General features: G+C 53.5%; 20 protein-coding genes. 7 read left to right on the top strand and 13 right to left on the bottom strand.

Going from position 1 to position 20,888, the window contains the following annotated elements; all coding sequences use genetic code 11:
* Positions 1-6 precede the first annotated feature (6 nt).
* From atpG to asnC, 11 genes are all read right to left on the bottom strand, one after another.
* On the bottom strand, positions 7-870 hold the full coding sequence (atpG, locus tag ACMYSP_RS12430) for a F0F1 ATP synthase subunit gamma (RefSeq protein WP_123756970.1): 864 nt from the start codon (positions 868-870) through the stop codon (positions 7-9).
* Positions 871-920: 50 nt separating this feature from the next.
* Positions 921-2,462, bottom strand: a complete 1,542-nt coding sequence (gene atpA / locus ACMYSP_RS12425) for a F0F1 ATP synthase subunit alpha (RefSeq protein WP_123756969.1) — start codon at positions 2,460-2,462, stop codon at positions 921-923.
* A 12-nt stretch (positions 2,463-2,474) separates the two neighbouring features.
* Positions 2,475-3,008, bottom strand: a complete 534-nt coding sequence (atpH, locus tag ACMYSP_RS12420; protein WP_123756968.1) for a F0F1 ATP synthase subunit delta — start codon at positions 3,006-3,008, stop codon at positions 2,475-2,477.
* A gap of 14 nt (positions 3,009-3,022) precedes the next feature.
* Positions 3,023-3,493, bottom strand: coding sequence for a F0F1 ATP synthase subunit B (gene atpF, locus ACMYSP_RS12415; protein ID WP_434582378.1), 471 nt, complete (start codon positions 3,491-3,493; stop codon positions 3,023-3,025).
* 54 nt (positions 3,494-3,547) lie between these two features.
* Positions 3,548-3,787 carry a F0F1 ATP synthase subunit C gene (gene atpE, locus ACMYSP_RS12410; RefSeq protein WP_000429386.1) on the bottom strand — a complete coding sequence of 80 codons (240 nt, stop codon included), beginning with the start codon at positions 3,785-3,787 and terminating at the stop codon, positions 3,548-3,550.
* Between the two features lie 47 nt (positions 3,788-3,834).
* The gene (gene atpB / locus ACMYSP_RS12405) at positions 3,835-4,650 is read right to left on the bottom strand and encodes a F0F1 ATP synthase subunit A (protein ID WP_123756967.1); all 816 of its coding nucleotides are present in this window, start codon (positions 4,648-4,650) and stop codon (positions 3,835-3,837) included.
* Positions 4,651-4,658: 8 nt separating this feature from the next.
* Positions 4,659-5,039 (bottom strand): F0F1 ATP synthase subunit I, encoded by a 381-nt coding sequence (atpI, locus tag ACMYSP_RS12400; RefSeq protein WP_174509652.1) that lies wholly within the window; start codon positions 5,037-5,039, stop codon positions 4,659-4,661.
* A gap of 615 nt (positions 5,040-5,654) precedes the next feature.
* Positions 5,655-6,278, bottom strand: coding sequence for a 16S rRNA (guanine(527)-N(7))-methyltransferase RsmG (gene rsmG, locus ACMYSP_RS12395; protein WP_434582372.1), 624 nt, complete (start codon positions 6,276-6,278; stop codon positions 5,655-5,657).
* Between the two features lie 108 nt (positions 6,279-6,386).
* Complete coding sequence (mnmG, locus tag ACMYSP_RS12390; protein WP_434582371.1) at positions 6,387-8,276, bottom strand: tRNA uridine-5-carboxymethylaminomethyl(34) synthesis enzyme MnmG; 1,890 nt, start codon at positions 8,274-8,276, stop codon at positions 6,387-6,389.
* A 381-nt stretch (positions 8,277-8,657) separates the two neighbouring features.
* Positions 8,658-9,098 (bottom strand): FMN-binding protein MioC, encoded by a 441-nt coding sequence (gene mioC / locus ACMYSP_RS12385; protein ID WP_434582370.1) that lies wholly within the window; start codon positions 9,096-9,098, stop codon positions 8,658-8,660.
* 91 nt (positions 9,099-9,189) lie between these two features.
* Positions 9,190-9,648 carry a transcriptional regulator AsnC gene (gene asnC, locus ACMYSP_RS12380; protein ID WP_045853727.1) on the bottom strand — a complete coding sequence of 153 codons (459 nt, stop codon included), beginning with the start codon at positions 9,646-9,648 and terminating at the stop codon, positions 9,190-9,192.
* A gap of 152 nt (positions 9,649-9,800) precedes the next feature.
* Here asnC and asnA point away from each other — a divergent pair, with 152 nt between their 5' ends.
* Positions 9,801-10,793, top strand: a complete 993-nt coding sequence (gene asnA, locus ACMYSP_RS12375) for an aspartate--ammonia ligase (protein ID WP_434582369.1) — start codon at positions 9,801-9,803, stop codon at positions 10,791-10,793.
* 19 nt (positions 10,794-10,812) lie between these two features.
* Here asnA and viaA read toward each other — a convergent pair whose 3' ends face one another.
* Positions 10,813-12,261: an ATPase RavA stimulator ViaA gene (viaA, locus tag ACMYSP_RS12370; protein WP_434586979.1), complete on the bottom strand. Its 1,449-nt coding sequence runs from the start codon at positions 12,259-12,261 to the stop codon at positions 10,813-10,815.
* A complete protein-coding gene (gene ravA / locus ACMYSP_RS12365) occupies positions 12,258-13,757 on the bottom strand; it encodes an ATPase RavA (protein WP_434586978.1) in 1,500 nt (499 codons plus the stop codon). The genes viaA and ravA overlap by 4 nt, the downstream gene beginning before the upstream one ends.
* A gap of 217 nt (positions 13,758-13,974) precedes the next feature.
* On the opposite strand from ravA, the gene kup reads away from it, so the two are divergent.
* The 6 genes from kup (at position 13,975) to rbsK (ending at position 20,885) form a co-directional block, all read left to right on the top strand.
* Positions 13,975-15,843 carry a low affinity potassium transporter Kup gene (gene kup / locus ACMYSP_RS12360; RefSeq protein WP_123756959.1) on the top strand — a complete coding sequence of 623 codons (1,869 nt, stop codon included), beginning with the start codon at positions 13,975-13,977 and terminating at the stop codon, positions 15,841-15,843.
* A gap of 185 nt (positions 15,844-16,028) precedes the next feature.
* The gene (gene rbsD / locus ACMYSP_RS12355) at positions 16,029-16,448 is read left to right on the top strand and encodes a D-ribose pyranase (protein WP_434586977.1); all 420 of its coding nucleotides are present in this window, start codon (positions 16,029-16,031) and stop codon (positions 16,446-16,448) included.
* Between the two features lie 10 nt (positions 16,449-16,458).
* Positions 16,459-17,964: a ribose ABC transporter ATP-binding protein RbsA gene (gene rbsA, locus ACMYSP_RS12350; protein ID WP_434586976.1), complete on the top strand. Its 1,506-nt coding sequence runs from the start codon at positions 16,459-16,461 to the stop codon at positions 17,962-17,964.
* A 5-nt stretch (positions 17,965-17,969) separates the two neighbouring features.
* On the top strand, positions 17,970-18,935 hold the full coding sequence (gene rbsC, locus ACMYSP_RS12345; RefSeq protein ID WP_123756956.1) for a ribose ABC transporter permease: 966 nt from the start codon (positions 17,970-17,972) through the stop codon (positions 18,933-18,935).
* A 27-nt stretch (positions 18,936-18,962) separates the two neighbouring features.
* Positions 18,963-19,853 carry a ribose ABC transporter substrate-binding protein RbsB gene (gene rbsB, locus ACMYSP_RS12340; protein WP_434586975.1) on the top strand — a complete coding sequence of 297 codons (891 nt, stop codon included), beginning with the start codon at positions 18,963-18,965 and terminating at the stop codon, positions 19,851-19,853.
* A gap of 99 nt (positions 19,854-19,952) precedes the next feature.
* Positions 19,953-20,885, top strand: a complete 933-nt coding sequence (gene rbsK, locus ACMYSP_RS12335; RefSeq protein WP_434587072.1) for a ribokinase — start codon at positions 19,953-19,955, stop codon at positions 20,883-20,885.
* Positions 20,886-20,888: the final 3 nt, after the last annotated feature.

Genomic DNA, 20,888 nt, shown 5'->3' with positions numbered 1-20,888 from the left:
ACCTGGTTATACCGCGGATGCACCACCGACGATTTCGGTGAGTTCCTGAGTAATGCTGGCCTGACGAGCTTTGTTGTATACCAACTGCAGCTCTTTAATCAGGCTGCCGCCATTATCGGTTGCGGCTTTCATCGCCACCATACGTGCGGCCTGCTCGCTGGCCAGGTTTTCTACCACGCCCTGATAAACCTGGGACTCGACATAACGACGCAGGAGGGTATCCAGCAGCGCTTTCGGGTCTGGTTCATACAGATAATCCCAGGATTTACGCTTCAGATCAGCATCATCTGATGCCGGTAACGGCAGCAGCTGAGTGATAGTCGGAGTCTGGGACATGGTATTAATAAATTTGTTGCTGACAACGTACAGCTTGTCCAGACGGCCTTCATCATAGGCCTGCAACATCACTTTTACCGGACCGATCAGTTCGGACAGGGACGGGTTATCACCCATGCCGGTCACCTGGGCGACAATATTGCCACCTACGGAACTAAAGAAAGAGACGCCTTTAGAGCCGATCATTGCGATATCGCTCTGAACGCCTTTATCGGACCATACTTTCATATCTGCCAGCACTTTCTTGAACAGGTTAATGTTCAAGCCACCGCACAGACCACGGTCGGTTGACACCACCAGGTAGCCCACGCGTTTCACGTCGCGTTCTTCCAGGTAAGGGTGCTTATATTCCAGATTACCGTTTGCAAGGTGACCAATCACTTTGCGCATGGTTTCTGCATAAGGACGGCTGGCCGCCATGCGCTCCTGCGATTTACGCATTTTGGAAGCGGCGACCATTTCCATCGCTTTAGTGATCTTTTGCGTGTTCTGGACGCTTGCGATCTTACTACGTATCTCTTTTGCGCCGGCCATGAACTTCTCCTCAATGCCTTGCGGCCTGCCCTAAGGCAAGCCGCCAGACTTTACCAGGACTGGGTTGCTTTAAAGGAGTCGAGGATGCTTTTCAGCTTGCCTTCGATCTCGTCGTTATAGCCACCGGTCTGGTTAATCTCTTGCATCAGCGGAGCGTGGTCACGGTCAACGTAAGCCAGCAGAGCGGCTTCGAAACTACCGATTTTCGCCAGTTCCACATCTTCGAGGTAACCGCGTTCAGCAGCAAACAGGACCAGGCCCTGCTGTGCTACAGACATCGGAGCATACTGTTTCTGTTTCAGCAGCTCGGTTACTTTCTGACCATGGCTCAACTGTTTACGGGTTGCTTCATCCAGATCGGATGCGAACTGAGAGAACGCAGCCAGTTCACGATACTGTGCCAGCGCGGTACGGATACCACCGGACAGTTTCTTGATGATCTTGGTCTGAGCAGCACCACCAACACGGGATACGGAGATACCCGGGTTGACCGCAGGACGAATACCAGAGTTAAACAGGTTGGTTTCCAGGAAGATCTGACCATCGGTAATGGAAATTACGTTGGTCGGAACGAACGCAGAAACGTCACCCGCCTGGGTTTCGATAATCGGCAGAGCAGTCAGGGAGCCGGTTTTACCTTTAACTTCACCATTGGTGAATTTCTCAACGTACTCAGCGTTAACGCGGGATGCGCGCTCTAGCAGACGGGAGTGGAGGTAGAAAACGTCGCCCGGGAATGCTTCACGTCCTGGCGGACGACGGAGCAGCAGGGAAACCTGACGATAAGCAACAGCCTGTTTAGACAGGTCATCGTATACGATCAGCGCATCTTCACCGCGGTCACGGAAGTATTCGCCCATTGCGCAACCAGCATACGGTGCCAGGTATTGCAGTGCAGCAGACTCAGAAGCGGTCGCAACAACAACGATAGTGTTGGACAGCGCACCGTGCTCTTCCAGTTTACGCACCACGTTAGAAATAGTGGATGCTTTCTGGCCGATAGCGACGTAGACGCATTTGATACCGGAATCGCGCTGGTTGATGATCGCATCGATTGCCATCGCGGTTTTACCGGTCTGACGGTCACCGATGATCAGCTCACGCTGGCCACGACCGATTGGAATCATCGCATCGACGGATTTATAACCGGTTTGTACCGGCTGGTCGACGGACTGACGTTCGATAACGCCCGGAGCGATAACTTCGATTGGCGAGAAGCCATCGTTATCAACCGGACCTTTACCGTCGATTGGCGCACCCAGGGTGTTCACCACGCGCCCCAGCAGACCACGGCCTACCGGAACTTCAAGAATACGGCCAGTACATTTGACTTTCATGCCTTCGGCAAGGTCAGCGTACGGACCCATCACAACTGCACCAACGGAGTCGCGCTCCAGGTTCAGTGCGATAGCGTAACGGTTACCCGGCAGAGAGATCATTTCACCCTGCATACAATCGGCCAGGCCGTGGATGCGGATAACACCGTCACTGACGGAAACAATCGTACCTTCGTTGTGAGCCTCGCTCACAACATTGAACTGAGCAATGCGCTGCTTGATCAGTTCGCTGATTTCGGTGGAATTCAGTTGCATGCTCCAGTCCCCTTAAGACTGCAAGACGTCTGCCAGGCGATCAAGACGGCCGCGTACGCTACCATCAATGACCATATCACCCGCACGGATGATAACACCTGCCATAACAGACTTATCGATTTTGCAATTCAGCTTAACTTTGCGTGACAGACGTTTTTCCATCGCGCCGACGATCTTCGCAAGCTGTTCTTCACTCAGCTGGGAGGCAGAAATAACATCTACCTCTGCGGTTGCCTCACTGGCAGCACGCAGGTGAATGAACTGCTCGAGAACATCCGGGAGCACCTTAAGACGACCATTTTCAGCCATAACCCGAATCAGGTTCTGGCCATTTTCGTCCAGTTGCTCACCGCAGACCGCAATGAACGCTTCAGAGAGCGTTTCCGGCGCCAGAGCACCGGACAGAAGCTCTGCCATTTGTTCGTTTTTGGTCACTTCAGCGGCAAACGCCAGCATATCCTGCCAGCGTTCAACACTTTTGTGTTCGACGGCAAAGTCAAAAGCTGCTTTGGCGTAGGGGCGAGCTACCGTTACAAATTCAGACATCAGCCCCTCCCTCCTTACAGTTCAGCGACAAGTTTGTCCACGATGTCGCTGTTAGCAGCTTCATCCACGGAACGTTCGATGATCTTCTCGGCGCCAGCAACAGCCAGGATAGCGACCTGCTTACGCAGCTCCTCACGAGCACGTTTACGTTCGGCATCGATTTCAGCCTGCGCCTGTGCGACGATTTTGGTGCGTTCCTGTTCTGCTTCAGCTTTAGCTTCGTCCAGCATCTGAGAGCGACGCTTGTTCGCCTGCTCGATGATGACCTGGGCTTCCGCCTTCGCTTTTTTCAGCTGGTCGGTCGCGTTGGCCTGTGCAAGGTCCAAATCTTTCTTAGCGCGTTCTGCAGAAGCTAAACCCTCAGAAATCTCTTTCTGGCGTTTTTCGATGGCTGCCATTAAAGGCGGCCATACGTACTTCATGCAGAACCATACGAAAAGAACAAACGCGATGGCCTGGCCGAGGATTGTTGCGTTCATGTTCACAGCACAATACCTCTTAAATTAACTCTGTGGCTTAGGTTTCTTTCGAACAACTTACTACGCGACAGCAAACATCACGTACAGACCCAGACCTACAGCGATCATCGGGATAGCATCCACCAGACCCATAACGATAAAGAACTGAGTACGCAGCAGAGGAATCAGATCCGGTTGACGCGCTGCGCCTTCCAGGAATTTGCCCCCGAGGATGCCGATACCGATCGCAGCACCGATCGCCGCCAGACCCATCATCACAGCGGCAGCCATGTACAGCAGATCCATATTCAGGTTTTCCATGACAGTCTCCAGTTTGTTTCAGTAAAAACGTAGTATGTTGGTAAAAATCAATGCTCTTCAGATGCCATCGACAGATAGACAATCGTCAGAACCATGAAGATGAAGGCTTGCAGCGTAATAATCAGGATGTGGAAAATGGCCCATGGCACATTCAGAATCCACTGTGACCACCACGGCAACAGACCAGCAATCAGAATGAAAATCAGCTCACCGGCATACATGTTGCCGAACAGTCGCAGACCAAGTGATACCGGTTTGGACAGCAGGCTTACCCCTTCAAGGATTAAGTTGACAGGAATGAACGCCCAGTGATTGAACGGCTGCAGTGTCAGTTCTTTAACGAACCCACCCACGCCTTTCATTTTGATGCTGTAGAAAAGAATCAGGATAAACACGCCAAGTGCCATCGACAGGGTGATGTTCACGTCAGCAGACGGAACGACACGCAGCGCAGGCAGGCCGAAAATGTGCTCACCGATATAAGGAATCAGGTCGATTGGCAGCAGGTCCATCAGGTTCATCAGGAATACCCAGACAAACACGGTGAGGGCCAGCGGAGCAATCAGCTTGCTCTTGCCATGATACATATCTTTAACGCTGCCATGGACGAAGCCAATGGTCATCTCAACGGCCGTCTGGAGCTTACCAGGAACACCGCTGGTCGCTTTTTTAGCAACGCTACGGAAAATGGTAAGGAACAACAGACCGAGCACCACTGAGAAGAACATGGAGTCAATGTTGAGCGTCCAGAAGGTGGCCGGGGGGTTGTGCGGATCCACCAGCGAGAAAGTACGCAGGTCCAGCTGAAGGTTGTTCAGATGGTGACCTATGTATTCCTGCGGCGTCATATTTTCTGCAGCCATGATGCCTTTTACCCTTTGTTGTTAATTACAGCTGGTGCCAGAATTTGTACCACCAGCACCAAAACCCACGTCACTATCAGCGGCATGAAAACCACTTTAAAAACGGCCAGCGCCATCGCGAGGAGGGCAAAGGTCAGCAACACCTTGAATGCTTCACCGAAGGCGAAGGTCCAGGCCACACGGCCTTTAGATGGTGTATGCGCCTGATGACGCCAGGCAAAAATCATAAACAACATGTTTGGCAAAACAACCGCCAAACCTCCGCATACTGCAGAGATGCCCCAGAAGGGGTCTTTTAGGCTGAACAGCAGTCCGCTTGCTATTACTGCCAGTAACTGAATAAACAGAAGCTTACGAGCAACGTTTCGACTCAAGAGCGACACAGACATCACGTTTTTACTCCTGCTCCCTTTGAGGTATGTCGCGTGTCGTATAAAACGTCCTTTAAGACGAAGAGTCAAGCATCAAAAAGCGGACAAATTATACGGTGACGCCCCGTGATTTCAAACAATAAGTAGCAAAATAGTGAATAAATGTTTAATTATTTTCTGACTGGCAACTTTTCCTGCATTTTACCAATCTGTGAGCGATCATACGAAACTGCAAATACTGAGAAAACACAGAAAACAAAGCGTGCGACAGATCACATATTAAACATTTTTGGGCTAATCGAATTAATTCTGTTCATAAATCGTCTGATTTCATCATTTTGATATTAAAGACAAAAAATAGCGACAATTTATAAAACAACCCTATATACAATAAAAACTACTCATTGACATTTATAATAAAAATTTAACATTCGTATGCTTTGTCAGCGACTCGATTTTTAGCACGCTGATATTTTCAACATTGACTATATTTTCTGTTAACGAGTCTCTAAGGTTAACGACTGGATAACCCATAGTAAAAACATGGTTAAACAGGGTCCGATATCCGCACGTACTGGTGTCCATTTTTGTAACATGCGGCAGACTTTTTTTTTCACATTTTTTGATAAAAATTTAAATCTTTTTTGGTTTAATAAGCACCAAATGGCGCTCCCCTTCCAGCTGCGGAACCTGCAGTTTAACCACTTCGCTGACGGCGTATCCTTCCGGGAGATTAGCCATTTCCTCTTCCTGAGCAACGCCTTTAAGCGCATAGAAAGCGCCCTCTTCCGTCGGCAGATGATGACACCAGCTCACCATGTCATTGAGCGACGCAAATGCGCGGCTGATGACGCCATCAAACGGCGGCTCTGCCGGAAATTCTTCCACCCGGCTCTGTACCGGCTCGATGTTATCCAGTTTTAGCTCATGCTGGACCTGACGAAGAAAGCGTACGCGTTTGCCAAGGCTATCCAACAGCGTGAAGTGCGACTGCGGGCAGACGATTGCCAGGGGGATCCCAGGCAGACCCGGTCCTGTTCCGACATCAATAAAGCGACTGCCTTTCAGGTGCGGCGCAACGACGATGCTATCGAGAATATGGCGTACCAACATCTCGTTCGGATCGCGAACGGAAGTCAGGTTGTAGGCTTTGTTCCATTTATCCAGCAGTCCAACATAAGCTACCAGCTGATTTTTCTGGTGATCGGTGAGCGAAATGCCAGCTTCTGCGAGCAGATGAGAAAGTTTGTTAAGCACTGTTGATACCTGTCTGAATAATTTGCCCGGTGCGCTAGCGCAAACCGGGCATACAAGCTTGTAGGGCGGGTTAGCAATGCGCCACCCGCCGGAAGACAATGAAATAGATTATGCGCTACGGCGCAGCATGCCCTGTTTTTTCAGCCAGATCAGCAAAATGGAGATCGCCGCAGGGGTCACGCCTGAAATACGGGTAGCCTGGCCGATCGAAGACGGCTTGTGATCGTTGAGCTTGGCAATGACTTCATTCGACAGCCCAATGACCTGGCGGTAATCAAGGGTCGCCGGCAGTATCGTATTCTCATTACGTTGCTGCCTTTCGATCTCTTCCTGCTGGCGCGCAATATAGCCTTCGTATTTAACCTGAATCTCGACCTGTTCTGCGGCCTGCGTATCTCCCAGGCCCGGCGCGAACGGTGGCAGCTGGACCAGCTGCTCGTAGGTCATTTCCGGACGGCGGAGTAAATCTTCGCCGCTGGCTTCGCGAGAAAGCGGCGCGCTCAGATGCGCGTTAACGGCTTCGACGCTGTCTGCCGCCGGATAAACCCAGGTGGATTTCAGACGCTGACGCTCAAGTTCGATGCTTTCCAGCTTCTGATTGAAACGCGCCCAGCGTTCATCATCGACCAGACCCAGCTCACGACCCTGTTCGGTCAGGCGCAGATCGGCATTATCCTCGCGCAGCATCAGACGATACTCTGCGCGGGAGGTAAACATACGGTACGGCTCTTTGGTACCAAGCGTGCACAGGTCGTCGACCAGTACGCCCAGGTAGGCTTCAGAACGCGCTGGCGCCCAGCCCTCTTTTTCGGCGGAGAAGCGACCGGCGTTGAGGCCAGCAAGCAGACCCTGGGCAGCGGCTTCTTCGTATCCGGTAGTCCCGTTGATCTGACCGGCAAAGAACAGGCCGTGGATATATTTACTTTCCAGCGTCGGCTTCAGATCGCGTGGATCGAAGAAGTCGTACTCAATAGCGTAGCCTGGGCGAACGATTTTGGCGTTCTCCATGCCTTGCATCGAGCGAACAATTTGCATCTGTACATCGAATGGCAGGCTGGTGGAGATACCGTTCGGATAAATTTCGTTTGAGGTCAGCCCTTCCGGCTCGAGGAAGATCTGATGCTGGTTGCGATCGGCAAAGCGCATCACTTTGTCTTCGATCGACGGGCAATAACGTGGGCCGATCCCTTCAATCACTCCGGCGTACATCGGGCTGCGATCGAGGTTATTGCGGATCACGTCGTGGGTTTTCTCGTTGGTATACGTGATGTAGCACGGAACCTGACGCGGATGCTGATCCGCGGATCCCATGAACGAGAAGACCGGCATTGGGGTGTCGCCATGCTGTTGCGCCAGCACGCTAAAGTCGATAGTACGGGCGTCAATACGCGGCGGCGTCCCGGTTTTGAGACGGCTGACGCGCAGCGGCAGTTCACGCAAGCGACGAGAAAGCGGGATAGACGGCGGATCGCCTGCACGGCCACCGCTGTAGTTATCCAGACCTATGTGGATCTTACCGTCGAGGAACGTTCCTACGGTCAGGACCACCGCTTTGGCGCGGAATTTCAGGCCCATCTGGGTCACTGCGCCGACAACACGATCGTTTTCGACAATCAGATCTTCAACCGCCTGCTGGAAGATCATCAGGTTTGGCTGGTTTTCCAGCGCCGTACGAACCGCCTGGCGATAGAGTACGCGGTCGGCCTGTGCTCGGGTGGCACGTACCGCCGGGCCTTTGCTGGCGTTTAGTATCCTAAACTGAATGCCTGCCTGGTCGATCGCTTTCGCCATCAGGCCGCCAAGTGCATCCACTTCTTTTACCAGGTGTCCTTTCCCAATGCCGCCAATCGCCGGGTTGCAGCTCATCTGCCCCAGAGTGTCGATATTGTGTGTCAAAAGCAGGGTCTGTTGACCCATTCGCGCTGCGGCCATCGCGGCCTCAGTGCCTGCATGACCCCCGCCAATGATGATGACGTCAAAAGGATCCTGATAAAACATGGTGGTATGCCTCGCATAAAGCGGTTTGAAAATGGATTGAAGCCCGGGCCGTGGATTCTACTCAACTTTAGTCGATCGAGAAAGCTCCGGGATCTTGAGTATTAAAAAGAAGATCTTTTATTTAGAGATCTGTTTTATTGTGATCTCTTATTAGGATCGAGCTTGTCTGTGGATAAGCCGGATCCGCAGTTTAAGATCAACCGGTTAAGAAGGATCACTATCTGTGAATGATCGGTGATCCTGTTCCGTATAAGCTGGGATCAAAATGAAGGGTTATGCACAGCCCAAAAAGCGAGCAAGGGTTATTCTTTGGATAACTACCGGTTGATCAGAGCTTTTAAGCATAGTTATACACAGAAAAACGGACGATCTTTACAAAACTCAGAGTAAATCTTTCCAGGATCCGACCCAAATCTCTGCCGGATCTTCCGGAATTTCATGTTCCAGCACATTTATCTTCAGCGTTTCGCCGATCTGTTTTGCGCCACACGCTTTCAGGGCGCTGTCGATCTTGTCGATGGCTCCGCAGAAGGTGTCATATTCCCGGCTGCCAATACCAATGGCGCCAAAACGCACGGCAGACAGGTCTGGGCGTTGTTCCTGAATGGCTTCAAAGAACGGCAGCAGGTTATCAGGGATATCACCTGCACCATGAGTCGAGGAGATAACCAGCCAGATCCCTTCTGCCTGCAGATCCTCGATCAACGGACCGTGCTGGATTTCGGTGCTGTAACCCGCCTCTTCCAGCTTTTCAGCCAGATGCTCCGCTACATATTCCGCACTGCCCAGGGTACTGCCGCTGATAAGCGTAATGTCTGCCATGATCGCCTGCTCAATTATTCAGAGTGGCACATTGTACGCTGTGTGTGAGCTGGGATCTACCTGTGGAAAATGTGGGATTAAAAAAGCCCGATCACGGGCGGATGGTCCGCATGATCGGGTTCTGCAGGGAGATCAGGGTCTCGGTGGACTGAATTTCATCGATTGTTTGGATCTTGTTGATAAGTACCTGTTGCAGGGCATCGATCGAGCGGCACATCACCTTTATAAAGATGCTGTAGTGCCCGGTGGTGTAGTAAGCCTCCGTGACCTCGTCGAGGCTTTCGAGCCTGGCCAGCGCGGAAGGATAGTCTTTGGCGCTTTTCAAAATGATGCCGATAAAGCAGCAGACGTCGTAGCCGAGCTGTTTAGGATTCACGTCGATGCGAGCGCCGGTAATGATCCCGGCCTGTTTCATCTTCTCTACGCGCACATGGATGGTGCCGGGGCTGACGCCAAACTGTTTGGCCAGTTCCGCGTACGCCGTGCGCGCATTGGCCATTAATGCTTCGAGGATGCCGCGGTCCAGATTGTCGATCTGATAATTTTCCATAGGTTTTTCTTATGATGTTTAATGATTCTTTCTATATTAGCTCGATATTTTAATGAATCAAAAGTGAACCCGGCTTTTTGTTGTTTGATTATTGAATTGGTGGCCTGTTTTGTTGCTTAATCAATACCAACAGGACGCAGGAGTTAAAAAAAATGAAAACCGCATACATCGCAAAACAACGCCAGATTAGTTTCGTTAAGTCGCACTTTTCCCGCCAGCTGGAAGAGAAGCTTGGTCTGATTGAAGTCCAGGCACCTATTTTAAGCCGCGTGGGAGACGGGACTCAGGACAACCTCTCTGGTAGCGAGAAAGCGGTTCAGGTTAAAGTGAAAACACTGCCAGACGCTCAGTTCGAAGTGGTTCATTCGCTGGCGAAATGGAAACGTCAAACCCTGGGGCAACACGACTTCAGCGCGGGCGAAGGGCTCTACACGCACATGAAAGCCCTTCGCCCCGATGAAGACCGACTGACCGCTATTCACTCTGTTTACGTCGACCAGTGGGACTGGGAACGCGTGATGGGGGATGGTGAACGCCACGTCGGGACATTGAAATCGACCGTAGAGGCGATCTACGCCGGGATCAAAGCGACCGAAGCCGCGGCATGTAAAGAGTTTGGTCTGGCACCGTTCCTGCCAGAGCAGATTCAGTTTGTTCATAGCCAGGAGCTGCTGAGCCGCTATCCGGGCCTCGACGCCAAAGGGCGTGAGCGGGCGATTGCCAAAGAGCTGGGTGCCGTATTCCTTATCGGTATTGGCGGTAAGCTCTCTGATGGTCAGCGTCACGATGTTCGTGCGCCGGATTATGATGACTGGAGCACTTCAGCTGATGAAGGCTTTAGCGGCCTGAATGGCGATATCCTGGTGTGGAACCCGGTTCTGGAAGACGCGTTTGAGATCTCTTCCATGGGGATCCGCGTGGATGCCGACGCGCTGAAACGCCAGCTGGCGATCACCGGTGACGAAGATCGCCTGAAGCTGGAGTGGCACCAGGCGCTGCTGCGCGGTGAGATGCCGCAGACTATCGGTGGCGGTATTGGCCAGTCCCGTCTGACCATGTTGCTGCTGCAGCTTGACCATATCGGCCAGGTGCAGTGTGGCGTGTGGCCTGCTCAGGTTCGTGAGAGCGTGGACGCGCTTCTTTAATAGACCTTCACGAAGTTTGTTAACGCCGCCAGCGTCGTAGCAGGCGGCTACGCAACCCGGTATCAAAGCGCCAGATATGATCGAAGATGCGCATAATGCCGGGTTTGCCATGTACCGACATCGCCACCGCATGAAAGCGATGCTGGTGTTTGCGCTGCAGTTCCCCTACCTGATTAATCACCTCATCCGGCAGACGCTGGGCAATAAAATCGGAAATCACCACTGCATCGGCATCCACCCACTGCGGGTTTTGCATGCGCTCAATAATGGATCGGAAACAGCTGGCTAGATCGGTACCGCCGCGAAAACGTTGGCTCAGGAAGCGGATCGCCTGCTCAAGCCCCTCGGGACCCGTCAGTTCGTAATGCACGACTTCGCTGGAGAACAGCATAATAAAGCAGCGGCGATTATCCGCCAGCGCCACCCGCATTAAGGCCAGGCAAAATGCCTTGGCGCACTGCTCGTTGAAACCGCCCATCGAACCGGAGGTATCGACGCAGACGATAAACGGCCCGCGCGGCTGTTCGTCGACATCCTGCCGGGTGACCGGCCTCTCGGTGATTTTTTCCCGCCAGGCGTCGCCGTGCAGCCGATAGGTCAGCAACTGCTTTTCCACCAGCTTGCGGTAGAACTCGAATTCCAGCTCGGTGATCCCAAGCGTCGCCAGCTCCGGCGGAAGCAGGCGTAAAATATCGTCACTCTGCTGCAGGCCATCAACCTGTTCCGGTACCGTGGCCGGTTCGCGGACCAGGCTACGGAAGGCTTCCATTGGCGCCTCTTTTTTGGGGACCGATTTTGCTTCTCGTGAACGACCGAGCTGTTCAGCCAGCTGCATTAATTCCGGCTGCTGGCTAAGAAAATCACCGTAACGGATGATCAACTGATAGTCACCGCGCTTCAGTTCGCCGGCGCTCATATCCCACAGCCGCCCCGCGGCGTTATCGTTTTCCACCAGCACCGGTTCCAGCTGGCCGCTGAGGGTCATGCGTTCCTGTACTTCACTGAGCAACTGATCCCGCTCCTCGTCCAGCAGCTGCTGGTTGAGGGAGGTCACCTGGACCACCAGGCTCAGGCGCCAGCGCTGTAAAAAGAGGGTATGCAGTGCGGGAGTGAAGGTGGTGTTGTCATCCACCAGCTGCTGCGCCTGGGCGGCAAATGGTGAGTGCTGACTGCGTAGACCGTTAAGGATCTGCGGGAGCTGGACGATGAACTGCGAGGTGGAGAGCAATTGCGCACGTTGATAGCTTTGCACTTCCGCATCCAGCTCTGGCGGGACATGAGTCTCTTTGAGCCGGGCCCGGATCGACTCCCGCCAGCGCGGGATATCGGCAGCAATAATGTTTTTCAGGCGCGGGAATTTTTCGAAGAATACGGCAAGCTGAGGGGAGGCCAGCAGCGCCAGCAGCATCTCTTCGATCATCCCCTCTTCGCTGACTGCCAGCATGACATTCAGCATATCCAGCGTCATGGCTGACGTGCCTGCTTAATCTGCGCCCCGACGTCCTGCAGGCTGGCTTCGATACGCCCAAGCCAGTCGCCAGGAATGAACAGACATTTTTGCTGTTCGCTGAAGCGGTTATGTTGCTGGTGCCACTCGTCATCCAGCGCCTCCAGCTGCTGCCTGATTTCTGCCGGCATATTTTCCTGCGATTCGCTGCCGGGTAACGAGAGGCGGGAACCCTGCAGGCTGACGTCGCGCACCACCAGATGCTGGCTGGCATCGACATCGATAGTTAACAGCTGTGCGAAACCAATGCCGTTAAGCTTGCCGCGGATCTCACCGCCTTTTTCCAGCCAGTGCGACAGCTCTTCGCGTACAAAAGTAATGTGGATAACGTTGATATCGTGCAGTTTAAGCGGCTGCTGGAGCAGTAAAGTCAGCGTGGCTTCCTGCAGCTCTGCAGGCAGTTCATAGTGAGGTTTACGACTGAACATCCCGCCAAGGCGCGTTACTTTCAACGCGGTCTTGTCGCTGTGCTGCTGCTGGATTTGAATGCGTCGTTGGGTAATCGCCCCCAGTTTGGTCAGCATGGCCTGCTGTTGCCAGGCATGGCTGGTCATCAGGGCTTCCAGCTGCTGTGACATCAAATTCATGCTTTTGATATCGTGCCACAGGCAATCTTTCAGCAAGATCAGGTCAATTGGGGCAATGGTGTCGCGGCCGCTGAAGAAGGCGCTGGCCTGCAACAGACGAATGGCCTTTTTCCAACGACGGTCGGAGACATAAGGCGCGTCAGGCAGCGTATCCAGCTGCTGGCGCAGCTGGAACACCAGCTCAAACACGCTATCCGGCAGCTTCACGCCACTGATATCATGCTGCCACTGGGTAAACTCCTCAGTACTGATCTGCAGGCTGGTGGGGACCGGGTTACTGTTTTCATCCTGCTGGCTGACCAGCATAGAACGGAAATTTGTCTTATCCTGAACCTTATCCAGCCACAAGCGGATGAGCATGCGATCGTAAAGTGCTTCAAGACTACTGTCCGCTTCCGGTAATTCGTTTGATGCCGCCACCAGCAGACGCATGGGGATTTTTTCCTCCGTCGCGCCATTGCGGAAGTGACGTTCGTTGATGGCAGTCAGCAAGGTGTTGAGGATTGCCGGGCCTGCTTTCCAGATCTCGTCGAGGAACACAATTTCAGCTTCCGGCAGGTAGCCGGTGGTCAGGCGCTCGTAGCGTCCTTCGTCTTTCAGTGCCTGGATCGAGAGGGGGCCAAAAACTTCTTCCGGGGTGGAAAAGCGGGTCATCAGGTATTCAAAAGCGCGGGCTTGCTGGAAGGCGAACTTGAGGCGGCGGGCGATCAGGCTTTTCGCGATGCCCGGCGGGCCAAGTAAAAAAACGCTTTCTCCGCTGAGCGCGGCGAGCAGGCAAAGTCGTATTGCGTGGCTGCGTTCGAACAAACCTTTTTCCAGCGAGGCACTTAGCCGGGAAATTCTTTCTGCCAGTAAATGTGATTGAGCCATAATTGAGTTGCGTGCTTTTTCATGTGTCGTTATTGAGTCGAGTATAGATGTTTGATTGGGTATGGTAATAGCCTGAAGAATCGATTTATTTTCTTTGAGTCAGATTAATATGATGTCAGTTAGGGGTACGATTCAGCAAATAATCGTGCATACTGTGCGCTTTTTGTGGGCCAAGGGACTAGGCACACATTTGTTTTATAAACGAAAAGACTAGTCTATGAGCACTGATAATAAGCAATCGTTGCCAGCCGTTACGCTGGCAGCCATCGGCGTGGTATATGGTGATATCGGTACCAGCCCGCTGTATACACTTCGAGAATGTTTGTCTGGTCAGTTTGGGTTTGGCGTTGAACGTGATGCTGTTTTTGGCTTTCTGTCGCTGATTTTCTGGCTGTTAATCTTTACCGTATCACTCAAATATATCACCTTCGTTATGCGTGCTGACAACGCCGGCGAAGGGGGGATCCTGACGTTGATGTCGTTGGCGGGACGTAACACGTCTGCACGAATGACATCGGTTCTGGTGATCCTTGGCCTGATTGGCGGCAGCTTCTTCTATGGTGAGGTGGTCATCACGCCGGCTATCTCGGTGATGTCGGCCATTGAAGGTCTGGAGATTATTGCCCCGAATCTGGATACCTGGATTGTCCCCATCTCCATTATCGTGCTGACGCTGCTGTTTGCTATTCAAAAGCACGGCACCAGTATGGTCGGGAAGCTGTTCGCACCGATTATGCTGATCTGGTTCCTGCTGCTGGCAGTGCTGGGTGCAAGAAGCATTCTGGCCAACCCGGAAGTGCTGCAGGCGCTTAACCCTTACTGGGCCTTCCATTTCTTTATGGAATATAAAACTGTCTCCTTCGTGGCATTGGGGGCGGTGGTGCTTTCTATTACCGGTGTCGAGGCGCTGTATGCTGACATGGGACACTTCGGTAAATTGCCGATTCGCTTAGCGTGGTTTTCAGTGGTGTTGCCCTCGCTGGTGCTCAACTACTTCGGCCAGGGGGCGCTGCTGCTAAAGCACCCGGAAGCGATTAAAAACCCCTTCTTCCTGCTGGCGCCGGAATGGGCGCTGATCCCAATGCTGATCCTCGCCGCGCTGGCGACGGTTATCGCGTCGCAGGCGGTTATTTCGGGCGTTTTCTCCCTGACGCGCCAGGCGGTTCGTCTGGGTTACCTGTCGCCGATGCGCATCATCCATACCTCGGAAATGGAATCGGGCCAGATTTATATCCCGTTTATCAACTGGCTGCTGTACGTCTCGGTGGTGATTGTCATCATCAGCTTTGAGCACTCCTCCAACCTGGCGGCGGCGTACGGTATTGCGGTGACGGGAACCATGGTGCTGACGACCATCCTCTTCACCACTGTCGCGCGTAAAAACTGGCACTGGAATAAGTTCGTGGTGGCGTTGTTGCTTATCGGCTTCATGTGCATTGACCTGCCGCTGTTCTCGGCCAACCTCGATAAGATAGTGTCCGGTGGCTGGCTGCCGTTGACGCTGGGGCTGGTGATGTTCACGGTGATGACGACCTGGAAGAGCGAGCGTTTCCGCCTGCTGCGTCGTATGCACGAACACGGCAACTCGCTGGAAGCGATGATCTCTTCCCTGGAAAAATCGCCGCCGGTTCGCGTGCCGGGAACCGCGGTGTATATGTCTCGCGCGCTGAACGTGATTCCTTTTGCCCTGCTGCATAATCTCAAGCACAACAAGGTGCTGCACGAGCGGGTGATCCTCCTGACGTTGCGGACCGAAGACGCGCCTTATGTACACAATGTGCGTCGGGTCCAGATTGAGCAGATTTCTCCGTCGTTCTGGCGCGTGGTTGCCAGCTACGGCTGGCGCGAAACGCCGAACGTTGAAGAAGTGTTCCACCGCTGCGGGCTGGAAGGCCTGAGCTGTCGGATGATGGAAACCTCGTTCTTTATGTCGCATGAATCGCTGATTATCGGCAAGCGGCCGTGGTACCTGCGCCTGCGCGGGAAATTGTATCTCCTGCTGCAGCGCAATGCCCTGAGGGCGCCGGATCAGTTCGAAATCCCGCCAAACCGGGTTATCGAACTGGGTACCCAGGTCGAAATCTGATGTTCCTGAAGCCCTTCCTCGTGAAGGGCTTTTTGTTACCTTTTGCCCCGCTTCACATTTCCTGTCCGCGTTTGCGAAACGTTTCGATGGCGATCACATTTCTCTCCTCTGATGATGGTTTTCCGCTCGTTTATTGACAATACTAACCTCAGCGAAACGTTTCGCTAATGGAGCAAAAGAGAAAAATGAAAAAAGGCACCGTACTTAACGCTGATATTTCCTCGGTTATCTCGCGCCTGGGTCATACCGATACGCTGGTGGTCTGTGATGCTGGTTTACCGGTTCCTCACAGCAGCACGCGCATTGATATGGCGCTAACTCAGGGCGTTCCCTCCTTTATGCAGGTTCTGGAGGTGGTTACGGCGGAAATGCAGGTTGAAGCGGCAGTCCTGGCGGAAGAGATCAAAACGCATAATCCGCAGCTCCATGCGACGTTGCTCACTCACCTCGAGCAGCTGCAGCAACACCAGGGAAATATCATTGATATTCGTTACACCAGTCATGAGCAGTTCAAAAAACAAACCGCTGAGAGTCAGGCGGTGATTCGCAGCGGGGAGTGTTCCCCGTATGCGAACGTTATTCTCTGTGCCGGCGTGACGTTCTGAGGTCGCCGATATGGAAGCCTTACTGCAATTAAAAGGGATCGATAAAGCGTTCCCTGGCGTGAAGGCGCTCTCTGGCGCCTCGCTCAATGTCTATGCTGGCCGCGTGATGGCGCTGGTCGGGGAGAACGGTGCTGGCAAATCCACCATGATGAAGGTGCTGACCGGTATCTATGCCCGCGATGCCGGCTCCCTCCTGTGGCTGGGGAAAGAGGTCACCTTCAACGGCCCGAAATCCTCTCAGGAAGCCGGTATCGGCATTATCCATCAGGAACTGAACCTGATTCCTCAACTGACGATCGCGGAAAATATTTTCCTCGGTCGTGAGTTCGTTAACCGGTTTGGCAAAATTGACTGGAAAACGATGTATGCCGAAGCCGACAAGCTGCTGGCGAAGCTGAACTTACGCTTTAACAGCCAGAAGCTGGTGGGCGATCTGTCGATTGGCGATCAGCAGATGGTTGAAATCGCCAAAGTGCTGAGCTTCGAGTCGAAGGTCATCATTATGGATGAACCAACCGATGCCCTGACCGATACCGAAACTGAATCCCTGTTCCGCGTCATTCGCGAGTTAAAAGCGCAAGGGCGCGGGATCGTCTATATCTCCCACCGCATGAAAGAGATCTTCGAGATTTGCGATGATGTGACGGTCTTCCGCGACGGGCAGTTTATCGCCGAGCGTGAAGTCGCCAGCCTTAATGAAGATCTGCTGATTGAAATGATGGTCGGCCGCAAGCTGGAAGATCAGTATCCGCATCTGGATAAAGCGCCGGGGGCGATTCGTCTCAAGGTAGACAACCTGTGCGGGCCGGGCGTTGAAAATGTCACTTTCACCCTGCGTCAGGGGGAAATCCTCGGCGTCGCCGGGCTGATGGGCGCTGGACGAACCGAGCTGATGAAAGTGCTGTACGGCGCGCTGGCGCGGCACAGCGGTACCGTCACCCTCGACGGGCATGAGGTGGTGACCCGCTCCCCTCAGGATGGCCTGGCAAACGGTATTGTCTATATCTCCGAAGACCGTAAGCGCGATGGTTTAGTGCTCGGCATGTCGGTGAAAGAAAACATGTCTTTAACTGCGCTGCGCTATTTCAGCCATGCCGGTGGTCGCCTGAAACACAGCGATGAACAACAGGCGGTGAGCGACTTTATCCGCTTATTCAATGTGAAAACGCCGTCAATGGAACAGGCGATTGGCCTGCTTTCCGGTGGTAATCAGCAGAAAGTGGCGATAGCCCGCGGGCTGATGACGCGGCCAAAAGTGTTGATCCTTGATGAGCCCACCCGCGGCGTGGACGTCGGGGCGAAAAAAGAGATCTACCAGCTGATTAACCAGTTTAAAGCCGATGGTCTGAGCATCATTCTGGTCTCCTCGGAGATGCCGGAAGTGTTAGGCATGAGCGATCGCATCATTGTGATGCATGAAGGGCATCTCGGCGGTGAATTTACACGCGAGCAGGCCACCCAGGAAGTATTGATGGCTGCCGCTGTGGGCAAGCTTAACCGTGTGAATCAGGAGTAAAAAAGATGACAACCCAGGCTGTTTCTGGTCGCCGCTATTTCACCAAAGCATGGCTGATGGAGCAAAAATCGTTAATTGCTCTGTTGGTGCTGATAGCGATTGTGTCGACCATGAGCCCTAACTTTTTTACCGTCAATAACCTGTTCAATATCCTGCAACAGACGTCGGTTAACGCCATTATGGCCGTCGGGATGACGCTGGTCATTCTGACCTCAGGGATCGACCTGTCCGTCGGTTCTCTGCTGGCGTTAACCGGCGCGGTTGCCGCGTCGATTGTGGGCCTGGAGGTCAATGCGCTGGTGGCGATTGCCGGTGCACTGGCGTTAGGCGCGGCAATTGGTGCGGTCACCGGCGTCATTGTGGCGAAAGGGCGTGTGCAGGCTTTTATTGCCACGCTGGTGATGATGCTGCTGCTACGCGGCGTGACGATGGTCTACACCAATGGTAGTCCGGTTAACACCGGGTTCACCGATAATGCCGACCTGTTTGGCTGGTTTGGTATCGGCCGACCGTTAGGCATCCCGACGCCGGTGTGGATTATGGCGATCGTGTTTCTTGCGGCCTGGTACATGCTGCACCATACGCGGTTGGGTCGTTATATCTACGCGCTGGGTGGTAACGAAGCGGCAACCCGCTTGTCCGGCATCAGCGTCAATAAAGTCAAAATCATCGTCTACTCGCTGTGCGGCCTGCTGGCATCCCTGGCGGGGATTATCGAAGTGGCGCGTCTGTCTTCCGCGCAGCCGACGGCGGGTACCGGTTATGAACTGGATGCGATTGCGGCCGTTGTGCTTGGCGGCACCAGCCTCGCCGGTGGTAAGGGCCGTATCGTCGGGACACTGATCGGTGCGTTGATCCTTGGCTTCCTGAACAACGGACTGAATTTGTTAGGCGTTTCTTCCTATTACCAGATGATCGTGAAAGCGGTGGTGATTTTGCTGGCGGTGCTGGTAGACAACAAAAAGCAGTAACTAAGAACTCTACAGGACATCTTAACTATGAATATGAAAAAACTGGCGACCCTGGTATCTGCTGTAGCCCTCAGTGCAACCGTCAGCGCCAATGCGATGGCGAAAGACACCATCGCCCTGGTTATCTCGACCCTGAATAACCCGTTCTTCGTCTCATTGAAAGAAGGGGCGCAGAAAGAAGCAGACAAACTGGGCTACAACCTGGTAGTGCTGGATTCACAAAACAATCCGGCGAAAGAGCTGGCGAACGTCCAGGACCTCACGGTGCGTGGCGCGAAGCTGCTGCTGATCAACCCGACCGATTCTGATGCGGTTGGTAACGCGGTGAAGATGGCCAACCAGGCGAAAATCCCGGTGATCACCCTTGACCGCCAGGCGGCAAAAGGCGACGTAGTCAGCCATATTGCTTCCGATAACGTGCTGGGCGGTAAAATGGCCGGCGACTACATCGCCAAAAAAGCCGGCGAAGGCGCTAAAGTTATTGAACTGCAAGGTATTGCCGGAACTTCTGCGGCGCGCGAGCGTGGTGAAGGCTTTAAACAAGCCGTTGCAGCACACAAATTCAATGTGCTGGCCAGCCAGCCGGCGGACTTCGATCGTACCAAAGGTTTGAACGTCATGCAGAACCTGCTGACGGCGCATCCTGATGTGAAAGCGGTGTTTGCTCAGAACGACGAAATGGCGCTTGGTGCGCTGCGCGCATTGCAAACTGCTGGTAAATCCGATGTGATGGTGGTTGGATTTGATGGCACGCCGGATGGCGAAAAAGCAGTAAACAGTGGCAAACTGGCAGCGACTATCGCCCAGTTGCCAGAGCAGATCGGCGTGAAAGGCGTCGAGACTGCTGATAAAGTGCTGAAGGGTGAGAAAGTGGATGCCAGCTATCCGGTTGAGCTGAAACTGGTCATTAAGCAGTGATATGCGATTCGGACCGGAAACGGTCCGAGGGACAACATAAAAAAGAAAAGCAGGGCATGCGCCACCGGAGTCCGGTGGCGCGCTTTCCCGGGAACAGAAATAATGAAAACCTCAGGCAAACTTGTCGTCCTTGGCAGCATCAATGCCGATCACATTCTTAACCTTGAATCTTTCCCGACGCCGGGCGAAACCGTCACCGGCCAGCACTATCAGGTGGCTTTCGGTGGTAAAGGGGCCAACCAGGCCGTTGCTGCCGGGCGAAGCGGAGCGGATATTGCGTTTATTGCCTGCACCGGTGATGACGATATTGGCGAGCGCGTTCGTCGTCAGCTGGAGCGCGATAACATCGATGTGACACCTGTGCGTGCGATAAAAGACCAATCGACCGGCGTGGCGCTGATCTTTGTTAATGCTGAAGGTGAGAATGTCATCGGTATTCATGCCGGTGCGAATGCCGCGCTCTCTGTGGCCCAGGTGGAAGCAGAAAAAGAACGGATTGCAGGCGCACAGGCGCTGCTGATGCAGCTGGAATCTCCGCTGGAAAGCGTCCTGGCGGCAGCCACCATCGCTCACCAGCATAAAACTACCGTGGTACTAAACCCGGCACCGGCGCGTGAACTGCCCGATGCGTTGCTTTCGCTAGTGGATATCATTACCCCCAACGAAACCGAAGCGGAAAAGCTGACCGGTATCCATGTTGAAAACGATGACGATGCGGCAAAAGCGGCCAGCGTACTGCATGAAAAAGGCATCGGCATTGTGATGATTACGCTCGGCAGCCGCGGAGTATGGGTTAGCCGTGAAGGCGAAGGTCGTCGGGTTGCCGGTTTTAAAGTCCAGGCCATCGATACCATTGCCGCAGGCGATACCTTCAATGGTGCCGTCGTGACGGCGTTACTGGAAGGCACCGCGCTGGATGAAGCGATCCGCTTTGCCCACGCCGCTGCCGCCATTGCCGTTACCCGCAAAGGCGCGCAGCCTTCGGTTCCATGGCGCAAAGAGATCGACGAGTTTTTACGTCAACAGGGGTAACGC

The sequence above is a fragment of the Klebsiella sp. R390 genome (assembly GCF_051131745.1).
Taxonomy (GTDB): Bacteria; Pseudomonadota; Gammaproteobacteria; order Enterobacterales; family Enterobacteriaceae; genus Klebsiella.
The sequence above is the reverse complement of the archived record's forward strand: the minus strand, read 5'-3'. Positions and strand labels throughout refer to the sequence as shown.